The organism is Duganella sp. CT11-25 (assembly GCF_047302815.1).
GTDB lineage: Bacteria > Pseudomonadota > Gammaproteobacteria > Burkholderiales > Burkholderiaceae_D > Rugamonas.
Genome location: NZ_JBKBFD010000001.1, coordinates 2172820 through 2196254, shown reverse-complemented (window position 1 = coordinate 2196254; position 23435 = coordinate 2172820). Strand labels below are relative to the sequence as shown.

The window sequence follows — 23435 nt, the reverse complement described above, 5'->3', positions numbered from 1 at the left end:
AGGCTGAAAAACCCGTCGCGTTTCTTCGACTTGGTGCTCATAGGCTTCCGGGAGCCTCGTTCTGTTAATCCGCAGGTCCCTGGTTCGAGTCCAGGTCGGGGAGCCAGAATTTAGCAAGATTAAAAAGCCCAGCCTTCACAGGTTGGGCTTTTTGCGTTTCAGAAGTGGCTTATTCGCGCATAGTGGGCAGTGGTATGCGGCTATATTGTTTCCTAGCGTCCTGCGTCAGGCTACACTCAGCAAATTTCGGCGCGGCCATCGTGCGCCGCGAGACACTAGCTCAACCGTAACCTGAGGGAAATAACCAATGCCGAATGACGATCGCGTCAAGACAATCCGCAGCAGGACGCCGGAATCAGCGGCCATGGTGGCGAATACAAAACGAGCGATGGCGCTCACCGCCACACTGAACCGCTTAACGTTCAATGATGCGGACGAAGTCAGGGCCTTGTTCAGCGAACTGATAGGCAAAAAGGTGGACGAGAGTTTTTTGCTGATTCCTCCCTTTTACACTGCCGGCGGTAGCGAAATCCGCGTTGGACAGAATGTCTTCGTCAATCAGAACTGCACTTTCTATGACATGGGCGGTCTCGACATCGGGGACAATGTGATGATCGGGCCGAACGTGAGTATCATCACGACCGGCCATCCGCTCGAACCCTCACAGCGACGCAGCGTCACGATCGGCAAGCCCATCGTGATTGAACAAAACGTGTGGATCGCAGCCGGTGCAACGATTATCGGTGGTGTCACGGTGGGCGAGAATTCGGTCGTCGCGGCGGGTTCGGTCGTCACCAAAGACGTTCCTCCGAATACGCTTGTCGCAGGAAATCCTGCAAAGATTATTCGTTCGATTGACGAGTAGGAGGGGCGGCCTCGATGCCGTCCAGCACGCTTGCCCGCTTGCCTTTCAGCTTGGTGAGCTCAGCGCCGATGGCGGGAATGAGCGCCGCATTTTTTTGGTTCAGGTAGTGATAGGCCGGCAGGGTCATGACCGTCCTGAGCTTGAATGCATCGTCAGGCAGGTTGTGTGTCCGCATGGACGCCAGGGTGGCTTCGGTGGGCGCCACCAGCACATCGAAACGCTTGGCCCGCAGCATCTTCAATGCGGTCTCGACGTTGTTCGCCACGGTCAGGTTGTCCCAGCCCCTGACGGTTATTTCAGTCGCCTTCAAACCACGCACCACGCCGACGCGGCGCATCGTCTTTGCCTCTTCCAGGCTTGGGGCGATGGCTCCGGCTTCGTTGCGGACCAGGGTGCTGATGCTGAAGAAATACAAGGGAACGGGAACACGCAGCAGTTGCGGATAGTCTTGCTCGACCAGGGCGGTGCGCACGATTTCCCCATCCATGGCGCCGCGCGTGCTTTCTATCAGGGCGCGCTCTCCCGGCATATTCACCAGGACGACCTCAATGCCAATGGCGGCATAGGCTTGCTCCAGCACGACGCGGGCCTTGGTGGCGCTCACTCCGCTCACCACGACAGGCAGTTTGATGGTGCGCTTTTCCACAGGTGGGGCGGCCCTTGCCGGCGTGCCGGCGCATAGCGCCGCAGCGACGACAAGCGCATTCCAGGATCGTAGACGATTTTTCATTGAGGAACAGGAGGATGGTTCATTGTATCAGTCTTGATCCGCGCCACCGGCGGTCGCCGGCATGGAGCGGTTGCGTCCGGCGGCCTTCGCGCGATACAAGGCCTGGTCCGCCGCCCGCAGCATCGCGCTGGCGGATTGCGGATCGGCCGGCATCGCGGATGCGACGCCGATGCTGACGGTGACGATGCCATGCGTCGATTTTTCATGCACGATGGCCAGCGCCGCCACCGCGCAACGCACCTTCTCGGCGATGAGCATGGCGTCCTCCGCCGTGGCGCCGGGCAGGACAAAGACAAACTCTTCCCCGCCGTAGCGCGCCGCCAGGTCGGTGGACCGCTGCAGCGACAAGGTCATGGCGGCGGCAACCTGTTTCAGGCATTCGTCGCCGGCCTGGTGCCCGTAGAAATCGTTGTACAACTTGAAGCTATCGACATCCAGCATGGCGAGCGCGAGCGGTTTTTTGTCGCGCCTGGCGTGCGCCCATTCGCGCTCCAGCAGTTCGTCGAATCCGCGCCGGTTGACGAGCCCGGTCAGCCCGTCGGAAACGGAGAGCGCCATCAGCTTGATATTCGACTGTTCCAGTTCCCGCGTGCGGCTGGCGACCAGAGCTTCAAGATGGCCGGTGCGGCGCGTCAGGCGGCGCACCCGCACCTTGTAGGCCCATGCGACGGCCAAGACCGCCAGCAGCGCGGCGCCGCCACGGAACCACCAGGTTTGCCAGTACGGCGGCAGAATCGCGATCGGCAGCACGATGGTCGGGCTGTCGATGCCGTCGCTGCTGGTGGCGCGCAGATAAAACGTGTAGCTGCCCGGGGACAGATTGGTGTAGGTGGCGTTGGGATGGGCGCCATCCGCCTTCACCCACCGGCTGTCGAAGCCGGCCAGCATGAAGGTATAGCTGTTGCGAGCCGGCGCGGCATAGTGCAGGGCGGCGAACTCGATCGACAGCGCCGTCGCGCTCGACGGCAGCGTGAGCGAGGTCGGTGCGGTGATCGCGCCGGCCAGTTGTACGAGCGGTGGCCTCGGCATCTGGCCGAGCGAGCGGCCAAAGAGGCGGATGTCGGTGATCGAGACCTGCGGCGGGCTGGGCGCGCGCATCGCCTGCGCGGGATAGACGGCGGTGATGCCGGTGGTGCTGCCAAAGTACAGGTCGCCGTTGCCGGTTTGCGCCGAGGATTGCAGGAAAAAGCCATGGCTCAGTCCATCGTCGGCGGAGTAGTGGGCGAAGGTGTCCGTTGCCGGGTCCAGGCGCGAAATGCCCTTGGCGGTGCTGATCCACAGCTTGCCGGCGTCGTCGCCCCGGATCGCTTCGATCGGTACCGGGCCGGGCTGGTTCGGACCCAGGTAGCGCTGGAACTCCGGCGTGCCGTCGGCGGCGAATACCAGGCGGTGCAGGCCGCGTACCGTGCCGATCCACACGGTGCCCGCCTTGTCTTCGTACAGGCACGTTACTTTATCGCTGTTCAGGCTGCGCGGCGCCGTATCGCTGTGATGGAAATGCCGGAACCGGCCGCTGCGCTGGTCGAGCAGCGCCAGTCCGCCGCCACGGAACACGTCGCCCACCCAGAGCCGCCCCTGGCTGTCTTCCAACACCGCGCTGGCGTCGTTGACATTGCGGCTGGCCGGATTGCCTGCCTCATGGAGGTAGGACTTGCTGGTACCGGAGGCCGGATCGTAGCGGATCAGGCTGCCGGCGGTACCCAGCCAAAGTATGCCGCCGCGTCCCGGCGCGATGGTGTTGATGAAATCGTTTGCGGGCGTGCCGAAGTGGCGGACCGAGAAGCGCCCGTCCAGCGGATCGAGGCGGTTCAGTCCCTTGGTCGTGCCGACCCATAGCGGGCCGCCCGGTTGCTGGTAGAGGCTGTACACGGAGCTGTGGCTCAGGTCTCCCGGCCGAGCGCCCGCCGTGTACTTCCTGACGATGCGCCTGGTGGCCGGATCGAACAGGGCCAGGCCTTCTTCCATCCCCATCCAGAGCCGGCCTTCAGGCGCCGTTTCCAGGCTGCGGACGAAATTCCCGGTCGGGAATCCATCCTGTGCGATATCGCGCGGCACGATGCGGGAAAACGGCGCGTTGTTCACGTTAGCCCGGCGCACACCATCGGTAAAGGTGGCAATCCACAGCGTGCCGCTGCGGTCCGCCATGACGGCGCTGATCGAATTGCTGGGCAGGCTGCGCGTGTCCTCGGGCCGATGCAGATAGGCTTCCAGGCGCTGCGCCTGTTCGTTCCAGCGTTGCAGGCCCTCGGTGCGGGTGCTGATCCAGATGCCGCCGCCGGCATCCGCATCGATGCTGTTGATCCGGCGGCGCGGACCGTCCAGCCTGACGCGGGTGGACCAGGGCTGCCCGGCTTGCCAGCGCACCACACCGGCGTCGGTGCCGATCCAGAGATAGCCCTTGGTGTCGAAGTGCAGGGCACGTACGTCGTTGAGCCTGGGCTCGGGCCGGTCCTCGCTGTCCAGGCGCAGGCGCTGGAACGATGTCGCGCCGGGGGCGAGATAGTCGATGCCCGCAGGCCAGGTCGCGGCATAGACGCCGCCGTTGCGGTCCAGCGCCACGGCGTTGACGTCGTTGTAGCGGAGTGCGCCTGGCTGCGACGGATCGGCGCGGTACGCCTGGAAGCGGCCGCTCGGCACATCAAAATGCTGTAGTCCGCCCCAGGTTGCCAGCCACATGCCTTGCTTGCCGTCGGAGACGATGCGGCGGACGATGCGCATGCTGTCCTCGCCGCCCGGTGGCGCATAGCGCGTGAAGCCGTTGGTGGCGGGATCGAAGCGGGCCAGGCCCTCGTCGGTGCCGATCCAGAGATCGCCGGCGGCGTCGGCGTGCAGCGCCGCCACCCGTCCCCCAGGCAGGCTGGCGGGATTGTCCGGATCGTTGACATACTTGACCAGCGCGTGGCCGTCATAGCGGAACAGGCCGCTCTCGATGGTGCCGATCCAGATGAATCCCTTGCTGTCCTGCGCGATCGACAGGATGGACTGGCCGTCGGAGCCCAGCGATTGCAGCGCTTCGAAGGTGAGCGGCATCGCAGGGCGCGCCGCCAACGCCATCCCCATAGGCGTGAGAGCCAGGAGTGCGACGACGATCCATGTACTGCGCAGCCAGCTTGGCGCCATCCTTTAATCCTCAAAATTTTGAGGGTAAAGGCGCGGCGGCGCGCTGTCGCCATACTTTAGGGTGGTCGGATCGCGCCGGAATTAAAAAAGGCCTTGTGCGTGAACACAAGGCCTTTGGGGTCAGTTGCCGCGGCGCTCCGCCGCCAGCCTTCTGACGACCGCGATCAGCCGGTCGATCTCGTCGAAGGTGTTGTAGAACGCCAGCGACGGCCTTACCGTGGTTTCCACACCGAAGCGGCGCAGGATCGGTTGCGCACAATGGTGGCCGGTGCGCACGGCGATGCCTTCCTCGTTGAGCGCCTTGCCTACCTCCTCGGTGCTGTAGCCGGCCAGCACGAAGGACATCACGCTGGCCTTGTCGGCCGCCGTGCCGATCAGGCGCACACCCTTGATCTCCCGCAGCTTTTGCATGCCGTAGACCAGCAGCTCGTGCTCGTAGCGGGCGATGTTTTCGATGCCGATCTTGTTGATGTAGTCGATCGCCGCGCCGAGCCCGACCGCATCGGCGATGTTGCCCGTGCCGGCCTCGAACTTGTTGGGGATCGGCTGGTACACGGTCTTCTCGAACGTGACGTCGGCGATCATGTTGCCGCCGCCTTGCCATGGCGGCATGTCTTCCAGCACGTCGCGTTTGCCCCACAGCACACCGATGCCGGTCGGGCCGAACAGCTTGTGGCCCGAGAACACGAAGAAGTCCGCGCCGATGTCCTGCACGTCGATGCGCATGTGCGAGACCGACTGCGCGCCATCGACCAGCGCCTTGGCGCCGGCGCGATGCGCCAGTTCGACGATTTCCTTGACCGGCGTGACGGTGCCGAGCGCGTTCGATACCTGCGTGACGGCGACGATTTTGGTGCGGTCGTTGAGCAGCTTGCGGTACTCGTCGAGCAGCACCTGGCCGCTGTCGTCGACCGGTATCACGCGCAGCCTGGCGCCCTTGGCGGCGGCCAGCTGCTGCCACGGCACGATGTTGGCGTGGTGCTCCAGGTTGGAGACGATGATCTCGTCGCCTTCGCCCACATGCTGCCCGCCCCAGCTCTTGGCCACCAGGTTGATGGCCTCGGTGGTGCCGCGCACGAAGATGACTTCGTTGACGTCCGGCGCATTGAGGAAGCGCCGCACCCGCTCGCGCGCGCCTTCGTAGGCGTCGGTGGCGCGCGCCGCCAGCGCATGCGCGGCACGGTGGATGTTGGAGTTCTCGTGCTCGTAGAAGTAGCTGATGCGGTCGATCACCGACTGCGGCTTGTGCGTGGTGGCGGCGTTGTCGAACCACACCAGCTGGCGGCCGTTGACGCGCTCCTGCAGGATGGGGAAGTCGCGCCGTACCGCGTTGACGTCAAACGGCGGATGGCGGTCGCTGCCGGCCAGCGGCACGGTGTCGTGCGGCGCGGCCTTGGCTGGCGTGACGTAGCCGCTCGGCAGCGTGACCGCGTCGACGAAGTAATACTGCGGCGCCGACGATGGCGCGGCCGGCTCCGGCAGATCGCCGCCCGGCTGGCCGTGCGCGTGGCCGAGGAAGTAGTACGGCGCGCCGTCGGTGGACGGCGGCGCCGCGTTCGGCACTTCCGGTACGCCGAGCAGGGCACCGCCGCTGCGCGGGTCGTAGGCCGGGATCGCGCCGATGGCTTTGTCCGGCACACCGTTGCCGGCCTGCGCGCTCGGCAGCAGCGCCGGGATGCGGTTGGCCAGCGACAGCACCTGGGTCGGCGACGCCGGGATCAGATTGGTGCCGGGGATCTGCCCTTGCGGGATCGGCGTGCCGGGCACGCTCGGGCCGAAGCCGGCAGGACTGGCCAGCGGCGAGCCGGCCGGCGCGATATTGCCGGGCGCCTGCACGCCGTGCGGCGCGAACGGCGGTGCCGAGAATGGCTTGGCGGCAAACATCTCGGTCGCCAGCCGCGCCAGCACGGCCGGGTCGAACGGCGCGCCCGACGGTTCGGGTATGCCGGCGGGTGGACTCGCCGGGACGGAGGAGGGAGGCGTCAGGATACTCACGGCGCGGCTTATTTATAAGTGTCGGGATAGTCGTGGTATTTGCCGATTTCGACATCGTCGAGCACCGCCAGCGCGTCGGTGGTCAGCACCGCCAGCGAGCAGTACAGCGAGATCAGATAGGACGAGATCGCATGGTTGTTGATGCCCATGAAGCGCACCGACAGGCCGGGGCTTTGCTCGCCCGGCAGGCCCGGCTGGAACAGGCCGACCACGCCCTGGCGCTTGTCGCCCACGCGCAGCAGTAGGATCTTGCTCTTGCCGTCGGCCACCGGCACCTTGTCCGACGGGATCAGCGGGATGCCGCGCCAGGTGATGAATTGCGAACCGAACAGGCTGATGGTCGGCGGCGGGGTGCCGCGGCGGGTGGCTTCGCGGCCGAAGGCGGCAATCGCCAGCGGGTGCGTCAGGAAGAAGGCCGGCTCTTTCCAGACCTTGGTCAGCAGTTCGTCGAGGTCGTCCGGGGTCGGCGCGCCGGTCAGCGGGAAGATGCGCTGCTCGTCGGTGACTTGCGCCAGCAGGCCGTAGTCCGGATTGTTGATCAGTTCGCTTTCCTGGTTTTCCTTGATGGTCTCGATGGTCAGGCGCAGCTGTTCCTTGATCTGGTCGTGCGGGCTGCTGTACAGGTCGGAGACGCGGGTGTGCACGTCGAGGATGGTCGAGACGGCGTTGAGGAAGTACTCGCGCGGATTTTCCTCGTAGTCGACGTAGGTGCGCGGCAGTTGGTTCTCCGTTTCGCGCGCGGTGCAGGTGACCTTGATCGCTTCCGGATTCTTGACCTTGTTGAGGCGGTAGATGCCTGCCTCCACCGGAACCCATTGCAGCAGATGCGTCAGCCAACGGGGGCTGATGGTCTCTAGCTGGGGTGCGGTTTTGGTTGCATTTGCTAATTGCCGTGCTGCGTTATCGCCCAGCGCCGTGGTGCCGCCTACTGTTGCCGTCATCGTTATTCCTTTTACAGATAAGTAAAGTTGAAAAATAAACTAAGCTGTGCGTAGTGTGCGGCACTGCACAAAACCGCTCAACATGCTATAGCCACCAAATCGATAGCGACTTCATGCGCCGTGCAGGCGGCCGATGCTTTCGCCCCGCGTCAGCAGCGCGGACGGCGTCAGTTGCAGGGCCGCCGCCAGCTTCTCCACCGTCACCAGCGAGGCGATGACGCAGCCGCGTTCGATCTCGCCGATATACGAGCGGTTGAGGTTGGAGTTTTCCGCCAGGCGTTCCTGCGACCAGCCGCGCTCCTTGCGCAGCTGTCGTACGCCGACGCCAAAGTGCTGCACCAGCGTGGTGGGCAAGCTGTCGTCGCTCATGTGGCACCTATGCTGTTGGCGAAGGCGCCGGAGCGCGATTCGGCCTGCGCGATGCGGCCGCCGGGCGGCACATCGTGCGTCAGCCAGACATTGCCGCCGATGACCGCGCCCTTGCCCAGCGTGATGCGGCCGAGGATGGTGGCGCCGGCGTAGATGACGACGTCGTCCTCGACCACCGGATGGCGCGGCAAGCCTTTTTGCAGGTTGCCCTCGGCGTCGGTGGGGAAGCGCTTGGCGCCCAGCGTCACCGCCTGGTAGACCCGCACGCGCTCGCCGATCACCGCGGTCTCGCCGATGACGACGCCGGTGCCGTGGTCGATGAAGAAGCCGGCGCCGATCTGCGCACCGGGGTGGATGTCGATGCCGGTGGCGCCGTGCGCCAGTTCGGCGACGATGCGCGCCAGCAGCGGCAGGCCGAGGTTGTACAGCTGGTGAGCGAGGCGGTAATGGATCATCGCCAGCACGCCGGGGTAGCACAGCAACACTTCATCGACGCTGCGCGCCGCCGGATCGCCTTGGTAGGCGGCCAGCACGTCGCTGTCGAGCAGGGTGCGGATGCCGGGCAGGGCGGCGGCGAAGGTGCGCACGGCGGCCAGCGCCTGCTCGTCGATGTCGCGGCCAGGCTCGTCGTTCAAGCCGGCGTTATAGGCCAGCTCGCGCCGTACCTGTTTCAACAACGCGTGCAGGGCGGCGTCCAATGCATGGGCGACGTGGAAATTCTCGCTTTCCTGGCGCAGGTCCGGCGGGCCGAGGCGCATCGGGAACAGCACGCCTTTCAGGCTGTCGAGTATGCCCGACAGCGCATTGCGTGACGGGAATTCGCGGTTGCCCGCCTCGCTGTTGCGGCTTTGCGTCTGGCGCCAATTGTGGCGCGCGTCATGCAGCGATTGCACGATGCCGATGATGTTGAAGGTCGCCATGGCTTAGTCCTGTACCCATGGCAGGTTGTGGAAGCGCCAGCCGTCGGCCTTGCCGCGCTGTTGTTGGTCGTCGATCTCGCCTTCGAAGCCTTCGAGGATATTGAACACGTTGCTGAAGCCGGCCTTGGTGGCCGCCTCCGCCGCCAGCGCGGAGCGCTTGCCGCTGCGGCACAGCAGCAGCACCACGACCTCCTTGCCGCCGATCTTGCTTTCCAGCTCGCGCACGAAGCGCGGATTGCGTGTCAGCGCGGTGCCGGTGGCCCAGGCCACATGCAGGGTGTCGGGAATGTGGCCGACGAACTTGCGTTCTTCGCCGGAGCGTACATCGACCAGCAGCGCACGGCCGCTGGAAAACAACCGCCACGCGGTGGCCGGTGCGACGCCGCCGGCGAACGGCAATGCGGAGGATTCGGCCGTGGCCTTGATCGAAGCGAGTTCTTCAGGCAAGGCGGTGAAGGGGACATCAACTAGCATAGTGGGACCTCGGTGGATTGGTGGCGATAGGCAGCCGTTGAGGTGAATATACGATCGGCAGAAATAAAGTAAAACGAATAAAAACAAGGACGCAAAGTTGAAAAACAAATAAGGTGGGGCGTTCCAACGCACTTGATGTGCGTCAAACGCGGAGGAAGGGCGCTTCTTATGATGGAAGACCTAGTGCTGAAAAGGAGGCTGTCATGGCTAATAGTTTGATGCGGCTGGACCCGTTCCGCGATATTGCTCGCTTCGATCCATTCCGCGATATCGATGAGATGTTTCGTGATTTTTCGCCGTCGATCTGGCGCAATGCCGAGAATGCGCCGCGCATGCGCATGGATGTGACCGAGAACGAGAAGGCGTATGTGGTCAAGGCCGAGATTCCGGGCGTGCAGAAGGAAGATATCAAGGTCGCCATCAACGGCAACCAGGTGTCGCTGACGGCGGAGATCAAGGAAGAGAAGAGCACCGGCGATGCCGGCAAGTCCGGGGCGCTGCGCAGCGAGCGCTACTATGGCCAGGTGCATCGCAGCTTCACGCTGCCGCAGGAAGTGGATGACGACCAGGCCGAGGCCCGCTATGAAAACGGCGTGCTGCACCTGCTGCTGCCGAAAAAGGTGGGCACCGGCGGCAAGCAGCTGGCGATCCAGTAATCAGTGCGCCGGCGCCCGGCACGCCGCATCGGCGTCCCAGCGGCCGGAGCAGATGCGCGAGCGGCACAGCATGCCTTCGATCAGGCCCAGTTGCTGGCATCGCGCCAGTAGTTCGGCCGTGCTGTCGCCGTGCTGACGCTCCACCACGTCGCGGCTGAGTTCGGCCACGATGACGGTGGGCTTGTTGGCGTGCGCGACCAGTGCGGTCAGCAGCGCGACGTCGGTGTCGGGGGCGGCCGGCGAGCCGGTGGCCTCGCCGGCGGCGTTGCGTGCCGGTGCCGCCTTTGCGGCCGCCGCTGCTTGGGGTGGGCGTGTTGCTGCGCTTGAATTGGCCTGCTCGGGTTGTGCGCCATGCGGCTGTGCGCCATGCGGCTGTGCGGCGTGTGCAGGCAGGCGCTGTACGTCAAGCGTCGCTTGATTCGTCACGCCAATCTGCGACGCCGAGGCGGCCGAGGTAGGTTCATTCACGATGGCGGCAGACTGGCCTGCGGCGGCCATCACCGCTATCTCCACGCGTGGCGTCTCCGCAGTCTGCCGGCTGCGGCTTTCACTGTATTTGAACGTTGACGGCGTAATTTTCTTCTCGTGCATCATCCAGGCGATGCCGCACATCAGCAGCAACAGCACGCCCAATCCCACCGTCCAGCCGTCGATCGCCCAACCGCTGGCGCGTGCCGGCTTGGCAGCCGGCCTGGCGCCGTGTTCCAGATGCGCCAGGATGCGCTTGCCGCCACCCGAAGTAGAAGACGCGGCCATCATGTCCGGTTTCGGTTTTGACGTATCCACAATATCCCTCCCGAATTTGATCTGGCCGGTTATGTGAAACCGTCAACGGCCTACGATGAAACATTGTTGCCAGTGTCCATTCAGCGGACCGAACCTGCTTTGACGGAGCGCACCATGTTTCTCTTTTCAGTGCTGATGTTTTTCCTGCTGACGTGTTTTTGCGCATGGCTGCTGCTGTTTCCCGCCGGCCGCGACATGGTGGCGCAATCGATGCGCGCCATTGGCCACCGTCTCGAACAGCAGTTGCGCGACGGCTGTCGGCAAGGCGCACGGCAGGCGCTGGGACTGGGGCGTGGGGCTCGCGATTCCGTGCAGTTCAGCCTGGAGTTCCTGCGCCGCCGCTGTCTGTTGATCCTGTCCGCCGCCGTGCTGATGATCGTGCCGACCACGCTGGCGCTGATACTCAGCGGCCGTGGCATGCTGGGCGCTTATGACGGCGACAGCCACGCCGTCAACGACCAGGTCGCCGATCTGCTCAAGGGCGAGCAGCTGGCGATGCCGGCGCCATTGCCGCCGCTGGTCTTTAGCACCGCCGAAGTCACGCTGGCGCGGCCGATGCTCGACAGCGCCAACCGCAACTGGCAGTTGCTCGACCCCGTCTTCGCGCAGCGCCTGCTGACGGTGTTCAGGATCATGAAGGATCGCCACGGCTACGACATGGCGATCCTGGAGGGCTACCGCAGTCCCGAACGGCAGAACACGCTGGCGCTGGCGGGTTCCAGCGTGACCAACGCCAAGGCCTTCCAGAGCTATCACCAGTTCGGCCTGGCGGCGGACTGCGCCTTCCTGCGCGACGGCAAGCTGCTGATCTCGGAGAAGGATCCGTGGGCGATGCGCGGCTACCGCCTGTACGGCGAGGCTGCCGAGGCGGCCGGACTGCATTGGGGCGGGCGCTGGACCATGATGGACTTCGGCCATGCCGAGTTGCGAGTGGCGGGCACGGTCGGGAAATAGGTCGGGGCATTCATTGTTTTTGCGCAATAAATTTTTGCATTGTGGTGGCACCATTGATCGGTCCGCTTGCAGCCTGGGCGTCCCGTCACCACCGGACCCGACCTATGATGCGCAGAATCTGGCATTTTCTGACCGATACCCGCCGCCTCACCATCATCGGCCTGACGGCGATGGCGGCCTTGTTCTACCTGGGGGCGCAAGTGCTGGAGCTGGCGCTGATCTGGGCGCTGGCGGCGACCGCGCTGATGCTGCTGTTCGCCGGCATGGTGTGGCTGTGGCGCCGCTGGCGCGCCAGGCGCGAGTCGGACAGGCTGGGTGAAGCGATCGGCCAGCAGGCCGCCGCTCCCACGGATCAATCCGGCGCCGAGGTCAAGGCCATCCGCGAGAGCATGCTCAAGGCCATCGACACCATCAAGGGCTCGAAGATGGGCATCGTGTCTGGACGAAGGGCACTCTACGAATTACCGTGGTATATGTTGATCGGCAATCCCGCCGCCGGCAAGAGCACGGCGGTCACCAACTCCGGCCTGCAGTTCCCCTTCGCCGACGGCAAGATCGTGCAAGGCGTCGGCGGCACCCGCAACTGCGACTGGTTCTTTACCGCCGACGGCATCCTGCTCGATACGGCGGGCCGCTATTCGGTACTTGAAGAGCATCGCACCGAGTGGTTCGGCTTTCTCGATTTGCTGAAGAAATACCGCCGCCGCGCGCCGATCAACGGCATCCTGATCGCCGTCAGCATCGCCGAGCTGCGCGGCGACGATCCCGAAGCCGGCATCAAGCTGGCGCGCAGCCTGCGCATGCGCGTGCAGGACTTGATCGAGCGGCTGGAAGTGTTCGCGCCGGTGTACGTGGTGTTCACCAAGACCGACCTGATCGCCGGCTTCGGCGAGTTCTTCGCGCAGGCCGAACGCACCGAGCGCGAGCGCGTATGGGGCGCGACCATGCCGTACAAGCGCGAGGTCAGCAGCCAGCAGCTGGCTGCCTTCTTCGATCAGGGTTTCGACGAGCTGTGCGACGGCCTGCGGGAACTCAGCCTGGCCAATATGGGCCAGCAGCGGCGTGACCGCATGGAGCCCGGCGTGTTCACCTTCCCGCTGGAGTTCGCGACGATACGGGCGCCGCTGCGTTCCTTCCTGCTGACGTTATTCGAAGAGAATCCGTTCCAGTTCAAGCCGGTGTTTCGCGGCTTTTACTTCACCAGCGCGCTGCAGGAGGGCGCGCCGGTCAGCGAACAATCGCAGCGCGTCGCCAAGCGCTTTGCGCTGTCGGTGCCGGATGCACCGGCCGTCGCCGGGACAGGGCAGTCCGGTTTCTTCTTGCTGAACCTGTTCCGCAAGGTGATCTTTGCCGACAAGGACCTGGTATCGCAGTACGCCAGCAAGAACAAGGTGCGGCTGACGTATGCGGCGTTCTTCATGGCGGCCGTGCTGCTGGGCGTGTCGCTGGGAGGCTGGAGCTGGTCCTACATAGGCAACCGCCAACTGGTCGGCAATGTGCAGGCGGACCTGGACAAGGTGATCAAGCTGCAGGAAAAACGGCTGGACTTGCAGTCGCGGCTGGAGGCGCTGGAGATACTCCAGGACCGCATTGAGCAGCTGGAGAAGTACCGCACCGGCCGCCCGTGGTCGCTGCGCATGGGCCTCTATCAGGGCGAACTGCTGGAGCGCAAGCTGCGCGAGGAGTACTTCTCCGGCGTCAAGGAGGTGATGCTGAAACCGGTGGTGGCCAATCTGGAGACGCTGCTGTCGGAGATGAACGCGCATGCCGATCAACTGCAAACGCCGGGCGCCACGGCCGCCGCCGCCGTGGTGCCGGGTCGCCAGTTCCAGGAAGCCTCCGCAACCAATGTCGACGATGCCTACAACGCGCTGAAGAGCTACCTGATGCTGGCTGATAAATCGCACGCCGAGCCCAGTCACCTCAACGACCAGCTGACGCGTTATTGGCGCGGCTGGCTTGAGAACAATCGCGGCGCCATGCAGCGCGAACAGCTGATCCACAGCGCCGAGCGGCTGATGACCTTCCACCTCGCGCAGATGGCGGATCCATCGTGGCCGCGCATCGACCTGAAGCTGGCGCTGGTCGACCAGTCGCGCGAAAACCTGCGGCGCGTGGTGCGCGGCATGCCGGCGCGCGAGCGGGTGTACGCCGATATCCGGGCCCGTGCCAACACGCGGTTCCCGGCCATGACGGTGGCGCGCATGGTCGGCGAGCAGGATCAGTCGCTGGTCGCCGGCAGCTACGCGGTTCCCGGCGCCTACACGCGCGAGGCGTGGGAGAAGTTCGTACAGAGCGCCTTCAGCGATGCCGCCACGCGCGAACTGCAAAGCGCCGACTGGGTGTTGAAGACCGCCGCCCGCGACGACCTGACGCTGGAAGGCAGCCCGGAACAAATCCAGAAAGGCTTGACCGATTTGTACAAGGCCGACTACGCCCGCGAGTGGCAAAAATTCGTCCAGGGCGTCGGCATCGCCAATCTGAACGGCTTCGACGCCGCCGTCACCGCGATGAACCGCTTGGGCGACCCGCAATCGTCGCCGCTGTCCAAGCTGCTGACCACCATCTACCAGCAGACCTCCTGGGATAATCCCGCGCTGATGAGCGCCGAACTGAAAGAGGCGCAATCGGGCTTCGTCAACTGGATCAAGAACAGCCTGTTGCGGCGCGGGCCGTCGCAGATCAATGTGCAGGTGCGGATGGACCAGCCGCGCGACAAGCCGATGGGGGCCATCGGCCGCGAATTTGCAGGCGTCGGCAAACTGGTCGCCGCCAAGGACAAGGATGCGTCGCTGATGCGCGGCTACCTGGAGACGCTGTCCAGGCTGCGCACCCGTTTGAACCAGCTGAAGAACCAGGGTGATCCGGGCCCCGGCGCGCGCCAGTTCATGCAGCAGACGCTGGAAGGCAGCGGCTCCGAGCTGGCCGATGCGTTGCGCTATGTCGACGAGCAAATGCTCACCGGGATGAGCGACACGCAGAAACAGGCGATCCGTCCGATCCTGGTGCGGCCGCTGATGCAGACCTTCTCCGTGCTGATCGCGCCGGCGGAATCGGAAATCAACAAGACCTGGCTGGCGCAGGTGTACGAACCGTTCCAGCAATCGCTGGCCAACAAATATCCGTTTTCGCCCACCGCGCGTATCGAGGCGGCCGGCACCGAAATCGCCCGGTTCTTCGGGCCGGACGGCTTGATCGCCAAGTTCGCCGGCACCGCGATGGGGCCATTGGTGCTGCGTCGTGGCGATGTGCTGGCGGCACGCACCTGGGCCGACATGGGCATCGCGCTGGCGCCGCAAACGGTGGCGCGCTTCCCCGGCTGGATCGCACCCATCGGCGCGGGCGGCGTCGCCGCATCGCCGGCCGCCGCGCAGACAGTGTTCCAGATCCAGCCGATGCCGGCCCCCGGCACGCTGGAATACACGGTCGACATCGACGGCCAGCAAGTCCGCTACCGCAATACACCGGCGCAGTGGACCAACATGATCCATCCTAGTCCCCAGGGCGCACCGGGCGCGCGCATCACAGCGGTGGGCTTCGATGGCCGCAGTGTGGAAGTGTTCAACGAACCGGGCCAGTTCGGCTTGAAACGCTTGATCGACGCGGCGGCCAAGCAGAAGCGCGACGGTGGCGTGTTCGAGCTGCGTTGGACCAGCGGCGCTGTCACTGTGGCGATGGGCCTGAAGATCATCAGCAGCCCGGAAAGCAGCGGCGGCGCGGCGGCGCCGCAGGAACAAGGCTTCAAGGGCATGCGGCTGCCGGAGACCATCGTCGGTGCGCCGGTCGCGGTGGCCGGCGGCGTGGCGATGGGAGCGGCGCAATGAAGCGTGGTCCGCAATCGGTACGCATCGGCTACTTCGGCAAGCTGCCGGCGCGTAGCGACTTTATCAAGGCCGCCGATAACCCGGCGCTGGCCAGCCTGCTGGACGACTGGTTGGCGGAGGTGATGCATGTGCTCAGCGCGGACCCACGCTGGAAACTCAACTACGACGCCATGCCGCCGCTGCATTTTGCCTTCGTCGGCACGCGCAGCCGGCGCGCCATCGCCGGCCATCTGGCGGCCAGCAGCGACATCTCGCAGCGGCGCTATCCCTTCCTCAGCATGAGCGCCATCGAGGTCGACGATCCGCGCGCCTTCCTGTCACGCAGCCCGGTGGTGCTGGCGCCGCTGTGGCAGGCACTGGGGCAGCTGGCGGGGGATGTGCTGGCGGCCTGCGATCCCGAGCCGCCGCTGCAGGTGCTGGCGGCGGCGCGCGTGGTGATCGAGCCCGCTGCGGCCGAACATGAGCAAGGCTTCCTGGATTTCCTCGATCGCCACAACGTCGCCGGCCTGGAGGGCATGCTGGCCAGCGCCTCGGTGCGCCGCATGATACTGGCGATCGGCTTGCTGCTGCAGCCGGTGCGCCGCAGCGGCGCAGAGCGGCTGGATAAAAGCCTGGCGCTGCCATTGCCGCATGCGCCGCGCCAGCGCTACCTGGTGGCCGCTTTCTGGCTGGACCTGATCGCGCCATTTCTGCTGCAGGCGGATTTTGAACTGAGCCTGTTCTTTGCCGAACTGCGCGGGCAGCCGTCGCTGGTGATCGGCTTCAGCGGCGCGGCACCGGAGACGCTGGCCGCCATCATCGATCCGCGGTGCGCGGCCGAGCACCAGATCGGCTTCGACTACGCGGGTTGGGTCGATGAGCTGATCGCGGGCGACGCCGGCGTGCAAAAACTGTCCGCCTACCTGGAGCAAGGCCAGTTGTCGCTGCGCTCCGCCCATGCGCTGTTCCACGAAACCTTTGTGTGAGGAGTACGACGATGCGCCAACGGATCCTCTGGCCGGCAGTGATGCCGGCATTGCTGCTGACCGCCATCCACGGCGCGGCACAGGCGCCGGTGCCCGCCACGCCGATGCCGGGCCAGGTGCTGGTCACCGGCGCCGTGCCGGATGAAGCCAGCAAGGCCGCCATGCTGATCCAGCTGCGCGCGCTGTATGGGGCCGAGCGGGTGGTTGATCAACTATCGATTGCGCCGGTGTCGCTGCCGCCCAACTGGAACGGCTATGTACAGAAGCTGATCAATCCGAACCTGAAACTGATCAGCAAGGGTGAGATCAAGATCGACGGCACCACCGTCAGCCTGCGCGGCGAGGTGGCCAACGAGGCGCAGCGCCAGCAGATCGCCAGCGATGTCGCCACCAGTCTCAATCCCAGCTACACCGTCAACAATGGCTTGCGCGTCGGCGCCGCCGAGCAGAACCTGCTGGACGCCACGCTGGCCAGGCGCATCATCGAATTCGAGAGCGGCAAGGCGACCTTGACGCCATCCGGCAAGGGCATCCTTGACGAGATGGCGGCGGCGCTGCAAAAGGTCAAAGGCAAGAGGGTGGAGGTGATTGGTCACACCGACAATACCGGTCTGCGCGAGAGCAACCTGGCGCTGAGCCAGTCCCGCGCGGAGGCGGTGCGCACCTACCTGGCCGACAAGGGGATCAGCCAGGACATGGTGATGGTGTCCGGCCAGGGGCCGGACCGGCCCGTGGCCGAGAACACCAGCGCCGACGGTCGCGCGCGCAATCGCCGCATCGAGTTCCGCATCGCGCAGTAAAGGTCACGGCAGCGTAATCGTCACATACGCCGGCCGTGGCGCCAGCTTCACCAGGTCCGAATAGCCGGCCAGCGTATTCTGCGTGACGTTCGACAGCGACGACTGCAGCCCGATGTAGGCGCCCAGCGCGACCACGCCGAAGACGGCCGACATCGCCCACAACGGCGTATTGCTGCGCAGTTTATTCACGATCTGGTCCGGCCGTTCGGCTTGCGGGGCGAAACCCTTGCTCTTGCCCTGGATGTGCGCGATCTCGTCGCCCAGGCGCGCCGTCAGGTAGGCCAGCTTGTCGCCCGCATCGAGCGCGTACTTGCCCCTGAAGCCGATCAGCAAGCACATATGGAATACCTGCAGCGCCGGCAGGCGCGCGCCGCCGGTGCTGCGCAGCGCCTCCAGCCGGTCGAAGAAGTGTTCTCCCGCCAGCTGGTCGCCGAAGATCACCAGCTGCAGCGGACGGCGCTCCCATGCGAAGCGCATCGGAAACTGCGACGACAGGATGATCTCGTCCAGCGCCGCGCAGAAGGCGTATTTGGCGGCGTCGATGTCCTCGCCCTGCGCACGCAGCTTGCGCGCCTCGCGGTCGAATTCCGCCAGGTAGGCGGTGATGTTGTCGAGGAAGGGCGCTTCACCCGGCGGCGTACTGCCGTTCTTCAGCATGAACAGCAGGTAGAAACCTTCCTGCAGCAGATCGAGCAGGGTTTGCACGTGGCCGTAGCCAGGCTGGATCTGGCGGCGCTGGCCGCCCATCAGCGTCGGAATGGCGCGGCGTTCGACCGGGGGCGTCATGCCGTCACCGCGATCAGGTTGAGGCGCAGGTCGCGTATGCCGGATGGCACGTAGATCGAGATCGATTGCGCCTTCAGCATCTGCTCATACAGCATGCCTTTGCCTTCCAGCGCGAAGTAGTAGGTGTCCGGCTGCACGGGAATCGCCGCCGGCACTTGCGGCGCATGGGTGATCTTCACGCCCGGCATGGCGGACAGCACGCATTTTTCCACATCGTCCGGTGCGCCGACCTTGACGCGCAGCGGCACCACCTCCACCAGTTCCAGCGCGGGCAATGCGGCGCTGACGGCCAGGTAGAGCGTGGTGCGCTGGTCGATCTTCCCGGAATCGAGCTTGCCGAGATGGTAGCTGGGCTTTTCCTCGACCAGCGCGATAGAGAAGTACTTGGTGGAGATCACCGTGTCCAGCAGGTCGCGGATGATGCGGTCCAGGGCTGTGAAGCATTGCGCGGGATCGTCGTGCCGGTAGCCCGGCAGGTGGATTAGCGCGTACTGCTTGGAGTAGGTCATCATGGCGCCGGCCAGCGCGAGCAGCGCTTCGAACAGGCGCTCAGGATGCAGCTCCGGGTTGCGCACGTAGTGCATCAGCGCCGCCGCCGAGGTGCTGACCGTGTGCAGCAGCCAGAACGAGGAGACGTCGCCGGAGCGGAATTCGATCACGTTGCGGCTAGGCTCACGCATGTGACCCTGCAGCGATTGAACCTTGGCCTGCAGCGCATCCAGCAGGCGGTCCAGCATGGCTTTCAATGCTGGCGCGCCGGCGATCGACAGGCCAGGCGGGATGAACGACGGATCGGGCTCGAAGCCGCCGGTAACCAGGCGCCGCAGCCGTATCACCGGTACGCAGTCGAAGGCGCCCAGCGGTTCCTGGTCCGAGACCAGCCGCACGGCGCTCTTCAAAAAGCTGACGTCGGCGCCGGCCGCCTGCGTGTACAGGTCCGACGTTTCACGCGTGGACTGGCTGTAGCGCGCGCCGCCGGCCGTCGATGCATTGCCACCGCCCGGCGCCAGCGAGGGCAGGGCGGCATGCCAGGTGACCTCCAGCACGCTGGGCGGAATGGTGGACAGGTCGACGGCGACCGGCAGCGGATCGCTGGACGGCGCATCGACGATTTCTCCATCGCGGAAGATGAGCGACAGCGATTGCAGCCGCAGGCGGTTCGCCTTCAGCGCATCGTAGTCCCATTCGATGCTGCGCACTCCCCAGAGATAGGGATGGAGCGCTTGCGCGGTGTGGTGCAGGCGCGCTTCGTGATAGCGGTCCTGCTGCTGGAAGTGCTGCGGCCGCAGGAACAATCCTTCTCCCCACAGGACTTTGGATGGAATACTCATGCTGTCTCCTTGGTCTATTTGCAGCGCAAGGCCGCCAGCGGCTTGCCTGCATCGATGGTGGCGATGGTGGCGGCGCCCGCGCCCGTGCTGAGCGCGCAGGCATGCAGGCCGACGGTGATGCCGTATTTTTCGGCGTCGCCGGCGGCGAAGGCCAGCCGCCAGCGCTTCTCGGCCGGCGCGCGGAACAGCGCCACGACGCCGATGTAGTCAGCCTCGCGCGTGATTTTTTCGACGATCTCGTAGCGCTGGCCGGGGATTAGCATCACTTCCTTGACCTCCTGCAGATCGTTACCCAGCAGTTCGCGCTCGCCGTGCGGGCTGAGAAAACCGTCGAACGGCATTTGCTGGAATGCCTCCGGCTGGCGCAGCTTGTAGATGCGCACGGCCAGCGCCAAGGGCTGGCCGCCCGCACCCGCATTCAGGTTCGGACCCGCGTGCAGGCGGATCGCCACATTGCGTGCCGGTTTCTGCGCGTCCGGCAGTTCGGGCGCTTTGCGCATGCCCGCGCAGCCTTGCAGCGCCAGTAATCCCGCGATCACGATCATTTTCGTTCCCATCATGTTTTCTCCAAGCGATTCATGCATTAGAACGAAACGCGCGGCAGCAGAATTTGCGCTTACGCAAGCAAAATAGAAGCGAGGTAACTCTTGCGTAAACGCAATTGCGGGGCTGCCCGTTCATGAATAATGGGCTCCTTCCTGTCCGGTTACGCAAAAGGAGAAACTGATGATCACACCAAGAACCTGGTTGCCGTGCGTGGCCAGCCTGCTGCTGTTATCGGGTTGCGCGACGGACGGCGGAACCGTCCGCGTCGAAAAGCCGCAAGCCTCGACGCTGGAACGCTCGCTGGCCGATGCCGACACCGCGCTGGCCTCGGGCCAGAACGACAGGGCGCAAGGCATCCTCAAGACCGCCGCCGCCAACTACCCCGCCGAGAAGTCGCCCTGGCTGCATATGGCGCAAATCAAATTCGACCGCGCCAGCTACGGCGAGGCGATCATGAATGCACTGGAAGCGCTGCAGCGCGACCCCGCCGATAAACTCGGTAACAGCATCGTCGCCGTCAGCGGCTTGCGCCTGTCGACCAAGGCGCTGGCGGACCTGAGCCAGCAGAACAACCTGAACGGATCGCTGCGCTCCGAAGCGCAGGACTTGGCCAAGCTGCTGCGCACCAGCCTCGGTGAAGACGTGCTGGTGCCGGCGGCGAATCCGGCGGTGCGCAAGCCGGCACCGGCGCCGGCGAAAAAAGCGGCGGCCACGCCCACAAAAAACCAGACCAACAGCAGCGATCCTTTCGGCGGCTTGAAGTAACCCTCTTCTACAACGGAGCTCGTATGGCTAACGGTGACAGTGTTCAGAAGCGCCTGACCAAGGTGCGTCCGCCACGGGTGCAGATGACCTATGACGTGGAAATCGGCGACGCGATGGAAAACAAGGAGCTGCCCTTTGTGGTCGGCGTGGTCGGCGATTTCGGCGGCAATTCGGATCTCGAGAAAAAGCGTCTCAAGGACCGCAAGTTCGTCAACATCGACAGCGACAATTTCGACGAGGTGCTGGGCGGCGTCGAGCCGGTGGCGCGCTTCCAGGTGCCGAACCAGTTGAGCGGCGATGACAGCAGCTTCAACGTGGAGCTGCGCTTCAAGGCGATGTCCGATTTTCGGCCGGAGTCGGTGGTGCGGCAGGTCGAGCCGCTCAGCAAGCTGCTGGAAGCGCGCGGCAAGCTGGCCGACCTGCGCAACAAGCTGGCCGGTAACGACAAGCTGGAGGACATCCTGAGCGATGTGCTGAATAACACCGACAAGCTGGCCACCCTCAAATCCGTCAAGCCAACCACGGAGAACTGATATGCCATCGCAAGCGAATCAAGCATTGGAAGCAGCGGCGCCGGTGGCGGACGGCGACAGCCTGCTGGACCAGATCGTCGAACAGAGCAAGGTCGCCAAGTCCAGCGTGGAGCACGAACGCGCCAAGGACATCATCGCGGAACTGGTCAGCCAGGTGCTGGAAGGGACGGTGGTGGTGTCGAACAATCTGTCGGCCACGCTGGATGCGCGCCTGGCGGAGCTGGATCGGCTGATCTCCATCCAGTTGAGCGCCATCATGCACGCGCCAGCCTTCCAGAAGCTGGAACAGAGCTGGACCGGACTGCATTACCTGGTGAAGAATTCCGCTACCGGCCAGGGCCTGAAGATCCGCATGCTCAACGCCACCAAGCGCGAGCTGGTGAAGGACTTCCAGTCCGCGCTGGAGTTCGACCAGAGCACCATGTTCAAGAAGGTCTACGAAGAGGAATTCGGCACCTTCGGCGGCGCGCCTTACGCGGCGCTGCTGGGGGACTTCGAAATCTCGCGCCAGCCGGAGGACATGTACTTCATCGAGCAGATGTCGCACGTGGCGGCGGCTTCGCACGCGCCATTCGTCGCCTCGGCATCGCCGGAGCTGTTCGGACTGGAGACCTACGGCGACCTGGGCAAGCCGCGCGACCTGTCCAAGGTGTTCGATACCGTGGAATACGCCAAATGGAAGGCCTTCCGCGAGTCCGAGGATTCGCGCTACGTCGGCCTGGCGCTGCCGCGCTTCCTCGGCCGCCTGCCATTCAACCCGGTCGACGGCACCACGGTGGAAGGTTTCAACTTCGTCGAGGAAGTCGACGGCACCGACCACCAGAAGTACCTGTGGTGTAACGCCGCCTACGCCTTCGGCGCCAAGCTGACCAAGGCCTTCGACGATTTCGGGTGGTGCGCGGCGATCCGCGGCGTCGAGGGCGGCGGGCTGGTGGATGACCTGCCCACGCACACCTTCAAGACCGACGAGGGCGAAGTCGCGCTCAAATGCCCGACCGAAGTGGCGATCACCGACCGCCGCGAGAAGGAACTCAGCGACCTTGGCTTCATCTCGCTGGTCCACTGCAAGAACACCGCCTACGCGGCCTTCTTCGGCGCGCAGTCGGCGCAGAAGGCCAGGAAGTACAACTCGGAGGCGGCCAACGCCAACGCCGTGCTGTCGTCGCAACTGCAATACATTTTCGCCGTCTCGCGTATCGCCCACTATATGAAGGCCATGATGCGCGACAAGATCGGCAGCTTCGCCGCCGCCTCCAATGTCGAGGACTTCCTCAACCGCTGGCTGATGAAATACGTTCTGCTCGACGACAACGCCAGCCAGGAGCAGAAGGCGCAGTTTCCGCTGCGCGAAGCGTCGGTGCAGGTGCATGAAGTGGCGGGGAGGCCCGGCGTGTTCCGTGCCGTGTCTTTCCTGCGGCCGCATTTCCAGCTCGACGAACTGTCCGTTTCCCTCCGTCTGGTCGCGGAGCTGCCGCAGTCGACCAACTACTGATCTTCCACTATAACCTGAGACAGGAGCATGCAATGGCAATCGACGTCTATCTGTACATTGATGGCATCAAGGGCGAGTCCAATGATGACCGCCACAAGGACTGGATCGAGTGCAAATCGGTCAGCTTCGGTGTCGCGCAGCCGAAATCCGCCACTGCCTCCACCGGCGGCGGCCACACGGCGGAACGCTGCGAACATCGCGATATCGTGATCTCCAAGCTGGCCGATTTGTCTTCGCCCATTCTGCTGCAAACCTGCTCGGCCGGCCGCACCATCCCCAAGGCCAAGTTCGAGTTCATGCGCGCCGACGCCCAGGGCGAGCGCGTCAAGTACTTCGAGATCGAAGTCGAGAATGTGCTGATCGGCGCGGTCTCGCCGGCCGTGGAAGAGGGCGACATCCTGACCGAGGATGTGGCGTTCAAGTTCTCCAAGATCAAGTGGAAGTACACGCAGCAAAAGATAACCGGTGGCGCGGGCGGCAATACCTCCGGCGGCTGGGACTTGTCCAGCAACCGTATTGTCTGATCGTTCACCCCCGGGCGCCGGCGGTGTGTACCGCGGCGCTCTTTTGGCCAGGCAGGTTT

At 64.6% G+C, this 23435-nt stretch carries 21 protein-coding genes; 10 read left to right on the top strand and 11 right to left on the bottom strand.

Going from position 1 to position 23435, the window contains the following annotated elements; all coding sequences use genetic code 11:
• The first annotated feature begins 307 nt into the window (after positions 1-307).
• Positions 308-865 (top strand): sugar O-acetyltransferase, encoded by a 558-nt coding sequence (locus ACEN9F_RS09215; RefSeq protein ID WP_413419732.1) that lies wholly within the window; start codon positions 308-310, stop codon positions 863-865.
• Here the strand turns inward: ACEN9F_RS09215 and ACEN9F_RS09210 are convergent.
• The 7 genes from ACEN9F_RS09210 to ACEN9F_RS09180 all read right to left on the bottom strand — a co-directional run bounded on the left by ACEN9F_RS09210 (position 843) and on the right by ACEN9F_RS09180 (position 9414).
• Complete coding sequence (locus ACEN9F_RS09210) at positions 843-1511, bottom strand: hypothetical protein (RefSeq protein ID WP_413419731.1); 669 nt, start codon at positions 1509-1511, stop codon at positions 843-845. The genes ACEN9F_RS09215 and ACEN9F_RS09210 overlap by 23 nt on opposite strands.
• A 111-nt stretch (positions 1512-1622) precedes the next feature.
• Positions 1623-4625 (bottom strand): diguanylate cyclase, encoded by a 3003-nt coding sequence (locus tag ACEN9F_RS09205; RefSeq protein WP_413419730.1) that lies wholly within the window; start codon positions 4623-4625, stop codon positions 1623-1625.
• 210 nt (positions 4626-4835) lie between these two features.
• Positions 4836-6710 (bottom strand): family 2A encapsulin nanocompartment cargo protein cysteine desulfurase, encoded by a 1875-nt coding sequence (locus tag ACEN9F_RS09200; RefSeq protein ID WP_413419729.1) that lies wholly within the window; start codon positions 6708-6710, stop codon positions 4836-4838.
• 8 nt (positions 6711-6718) lie between these two features.
• On the bottom strand, positions 6719-7651 hold the full coding sequence (locus ACEN9F_RS09195) for a family 2A encapsulin nanocompartment shell protein (RefSeq protein WP_413419728.1): 933 nt from the start codon (positions 7649-7651) through the stop codon (positions 6719-6721).
• A gap of 111 nt (positions 7652-7762) precedes the next feature.
• Positions 7763-8020: a helix-turn-helix domain-containing protein gene (locus tag ACEN9F_RS09190; protein WP_413419727.1), complete on the bottom strand. Its 258-nt coding sequence runs from the start codon at positions 8018-8020 to the stop codon at positions 7763-7765.
• Complete coding sequence (gene epsC, locus ACEN9F_RS09185; RefSeq protein ID WP_413419726.1) at positions 8017-8940, bottom strand: serine O-acetyltransferase EpsC; 924 nt, start codon at positions 8938-8940, stop codon at positions 8017-8019. The genes ACEN9F_RS09190 and epsC overlap by 4 nt, the downstream gene beginning before the upstream one ends.
• Positions 8941-8943: 3 nt before the next feature.
• Positions 8944-9414 carry a rhodanese-like domain-containing protein gene (locus tag ACEN9F_RS09180; protein WP_413419725.1) on the bottom strand — a complete coding sequence of 157 codons (471 nt, stop codon included), beginning with the start codon at positions 9412-9414 and terminating at the stop codon, positions 8944-8946.
• A gap of 203 nt (positions 9415-9617) precedes the next feature.
• On the opposite strand from ACEN9F_RS09180, the gene ACEN9F_RS09175 reads away from it, so the two are divergent.
• Complete coding sequence (locus tag ACEN9F_RS09175; RefSeq protein WP_413419724.1) at positions 9618-10070, top strand: Hsp20/alpha crystallin family protein; 453 nt, start codon at positions 9618-9620, stop codon at positions 10068-10070.
• On the opposite strand, the gene ACEN9F_RS09170 is transcribed toward ACEN9F_RS09175, so the two are convergent.
• Positions 10071-10856 carry a hypothetical protein gene (locus tag ACEN9F_RS09170; RefSeq protein WP_413419723.1) on the bottom strand — a complete coding sequence of 262 codons (786 nt, stop codon included), beginning with the start codon at positions 10854-10856 and terminating at the stop codon, positions 10071-10073.
• 114 nt (positions 10857-10970) lie between these two features.
• Between ACEN9F_RS09170 and ACEN9F_RS09165 the strand changes: the two genes are divergently transcribed.
• From ACEN9F_RS09165 to ACEN9F_RS09150, 4 genes are all read left to right on the top strand, one after another.
• Positions 10971-11810, top strand: coding sequence for a M15 family metallopeptidase (locus ACEN9F_RS09165; RefSeq protein ID WP_413419722.1), 840 nt, complete (start codon positions 10971-10973; stop codon positions 11808-11810).
• A 107-nt stretch (positions 11811-11917) separates the two neighbouring features.
• Positions 11918-15634 carry a type VI secretion system membrane subunit TssM gene (gene tssM, locus ACEN9F_RS09160; protein ID WP_413427014.1) on the top strand — a complete coding sequence of 1239 codons (3717 nt, stop codon included), beginning with the start codon at positions 11918-11920 and terminating at the stop codon, positions 15632-15634.
• Complete coding sequence (tagF, locus tag ACEN9F_RS09155) at positions 15631-16599, top strand: type VI secretion system-associated protein TagF (protein WP_413419721.1); 969 nt, start codon at positions 15631-15633, stop codon at positions 16597-16599. The genes tssM and tagF overlap by 4 nt, the downstream gene beginning before the upstream one ends.
• Positions 16600-16610: 11 nt before the next feature.
• Positions 16611-17399, top strand: coding sequence for an OmpA family protein (locus ACEN9F_RS09150; RefSeq protein ID WP_413419720.1), 789 nt, complete (start codon positions 16611-16613; stop codon positions 17397-17399).
• Positions 17400-17402: 3 nt separating this feature from the next.
• On the opposite strand, the gene icmH is transcribed toward ACEN9F_RS09150, so the two are convergent.
• From icmH to tssJ, 3 genes are read right to left on the bottom strand one after another with little or no spacing between them, the layout of a single operon-like run.
• Positions 17403-18185 (bottom strand): type IVB secretion system protein IcmH/DotU, encoded by a 783-nt coding sequence (icmH, locus tag ACEN9F_RS09145; RefSeq protein ID WP_413419719.1) that lies wholly within the window; start codon positions 18183-18185, stop codon positions 17403-17405.
• Positions 18182-19516 carry a type VI secretion system baseplate subunit TssK gene (gene tssK, locus ACEN9F_RS09140; RefSeq protein ID WP_413419718.1) on the bottom strand — a complete coding sequence of 445 codons (1335 nt, stop codon included), beginning with the start codon at positions 19514-19516 and terminating at the stop codon, positions 18182-18184. The genes icmH and tssK overlap by 4 nt, the downstream gene beginning before the upstream one ends.
• 14 nt (positions 19517-19530) lie before the next feature.
• Complete coding sequence (tssJ, locus tag ACEN9F_RS09135) at positions 19531-20076, bottom strand: type VI secretion system lipoprotein TssJ (protein WP_413419717.1); 546 nt, start codon at positions 20074-20076, stop codon at positions 19531-19533.
• Positions 20077-20242: 166 nt separating this feature from the next.
• Between tssJ and ACEN9F_RS09130 the strand changes: the two genes are divergently transcribed.
• Genes ACEN9F_RS09130 through ACEN9F_RS09115 form a run of 4 tightly spaced genes read left to right on the top strand, consistent with a single transcriptional unit; the run spans position 20243 to position 23376 of the window.
• Positions 20243-20827, top strand: a complete 585-nt coding sequence (locus ACEN9F_RS09130; protein WP_413419716.1) for a hypothetical protein — start codon at positions 20243-20245, stop codon at positions 20825-20827.
• Between the two features lie 23 nt (positions 20828-20850).
• Complete coding sequence (gene tssB, locus ACEN9F_RS09125) at positions 20851-21360, top strand: type VI secretion system contractile sheath small subunit (protein WP_413419715.1); 510 nt, start codon at positions 20851-20853, stop codon at positions 21358-21360.
• Between the two features lies 1 nt (position 21361).
• Positions 21362-22852: a type VI secretion system contractile sheath large subunit gene (gene tssC / locus ACEN9F_RS09120; protein WP_413419714.1), complete on the top strand. Its 1491-nt coding sequence runs from the start codon at positions 21362-21364 to the stop codon at positions 22850-22852.
• A 32-nt stretch (positions 22853-22884) separates the two neighbouring features.
• The gene (locus tag ACEN9F_RS09115; protein ID WP_413419713.1) at positions 22885-23376 is read left to right on the top strand and encodes an Hcp family type VI secretion system effector; all 492 of its coding nucleotides are present in this window, start codon (positions 22885-22887) and stop codon (positions 23374-23376) included.
• The last annotated feature ends 59 nt before the right edge of the window (positions 23377-23435 follow it).

What these genes read in the sequence shown, in the direction of transcription:
- ACEN9F_RS09215 (WP_413419732.1), top strand. Translation starts at nt 308, where the DNA reads ATGCCGAATGACGATCGCGTCAAGACAATCCGCAGCAGGACGCCGGAA.
- ACEN9F_RS09205 (WP_413419730.1), bottom strand. Translation starts at nt 4,625, where the DNA reads ATGCCGCTCACCTTCGAAGCGCTGCAATCGCTGGGCTCCGACGGCCAG.
- ACEN9F_RS09195 (WP_413419728.1), bottom strand. Translation starts at nt 7,651, where the DNA reads ATGACGGCAACAGTAGGCGGCACCACGGCGCTGGGCGATAACGCAGCA.
- ACEN9F_RS09190 (WP_413419727.1), bottom strand. Translation starts at nt 8,020, where the DNA reads ATGAGCGACGACAGCTTGCCCACCACGCTGGTGCAGCACTTTGGCGTC.
- epsC (WP_413419726.1), bottom strand. Translation starts at nt 8,940, where the DNA reads ATGGCGACCTTCAACATCATCGGCATCGTGCAATCGCTGCATGACGCG.
- ACEN9F_RS09180 (WP_413419725.1), bottom strand. Translation starts at nt 9,414, where the DNA reads ATGCTAGTTGATGTCCCCTTCACCGCCTTGCCTGAAGAACTCGCTTCG.
- ACEN9F_RS09175 (WP_413419724.1), top strand. Translation starts at nt 9,618, where the DNA reads ATGGCTAATAGTTTGATGCGGCTGGACCCGTTCCGCGATATTGCTCGC.
- ACEN9F_RS09165 (WP_413419722.1), top strand. Translation starts at nt 10,971, where the DNA reads ATGTTTCTCTTTTCAGTGCTGATGTTTTTCCTGCTGACGTGTTTTTGC.
- tssM (WP_413427014.1), top strand. Translation starts at nt 11,918, where the DNA reads ATGCGCAGAATCTGGCATTTTCTGACCGATACCCGCCGCCTCACCATC.
- tagF (WP_413419721.1), top strand. Translation starts at nt 15,631, where the DNA reads ATGAAGCGTGGTCCGCAATCGGTACGCATCGGCTACTTCGGCAAGCTG.
- ACEN9F_RS09150 (WP_413419720.1), top strand. Translation starts at nt 16,611, where the DNA reads ATGCGCCAACGGATCCTCTGGCCGGCAGTGATGCCGGCATTGCTGCTG.
- icmH (WP_413419719.1), bottom strand. Translation starts at nt 18,185, where the DNA reads ATGACGCCCCCGGTCGAACGCCGCGCCATTCCGACGCTGATGGGCGGC.
- tssK (WP_413419718.1), bottom strand. Translation starts at nt 19,516, where the DNA reads ATGAGTATTCCATCCAAAGTCCTGTGGGGAGAAGGATTGTTCCTGCGG.
- tssJ (WP_413419717.1), bottom strand. Translation starts at nt 20,076, where the DNA reads ATGATGGGAACGAAAATGATCGTGATCGCGGGATTACTGGCGCTGCAA.
- ACEN9F_RS09130 (WP_413419716.1), top strand. Translation starts at nt 20,243, where the DNA reads ATGATCACACCAAGAACCTGGTTGCCGTGCGTGGCCAGCCTGCTGCTG.
- tssB (WP_413419715.1), top strand. Translation starts at nt 20,851, where the DNA reads ATGGCTAACGGTGACAGTGTTCAGAAGCGCCTGACCAAGGTGCGTCCG.
- tssC (WP_413419714.1), top strand. Translation starts at nt 21,362, where the DNA reads ATGCCATCGCAAGCGAATCAAGCATTGGAAGCAGCGGCGCCGGTGGCG.
- ACEN9F_RS09115 (WP_413419713.1), top strand. Translation starts at nt 22,885, where the DNA reads ATGGCAATCGACGTCTATCTGTACATTGATGGCATCAAGGGCGAGTCC.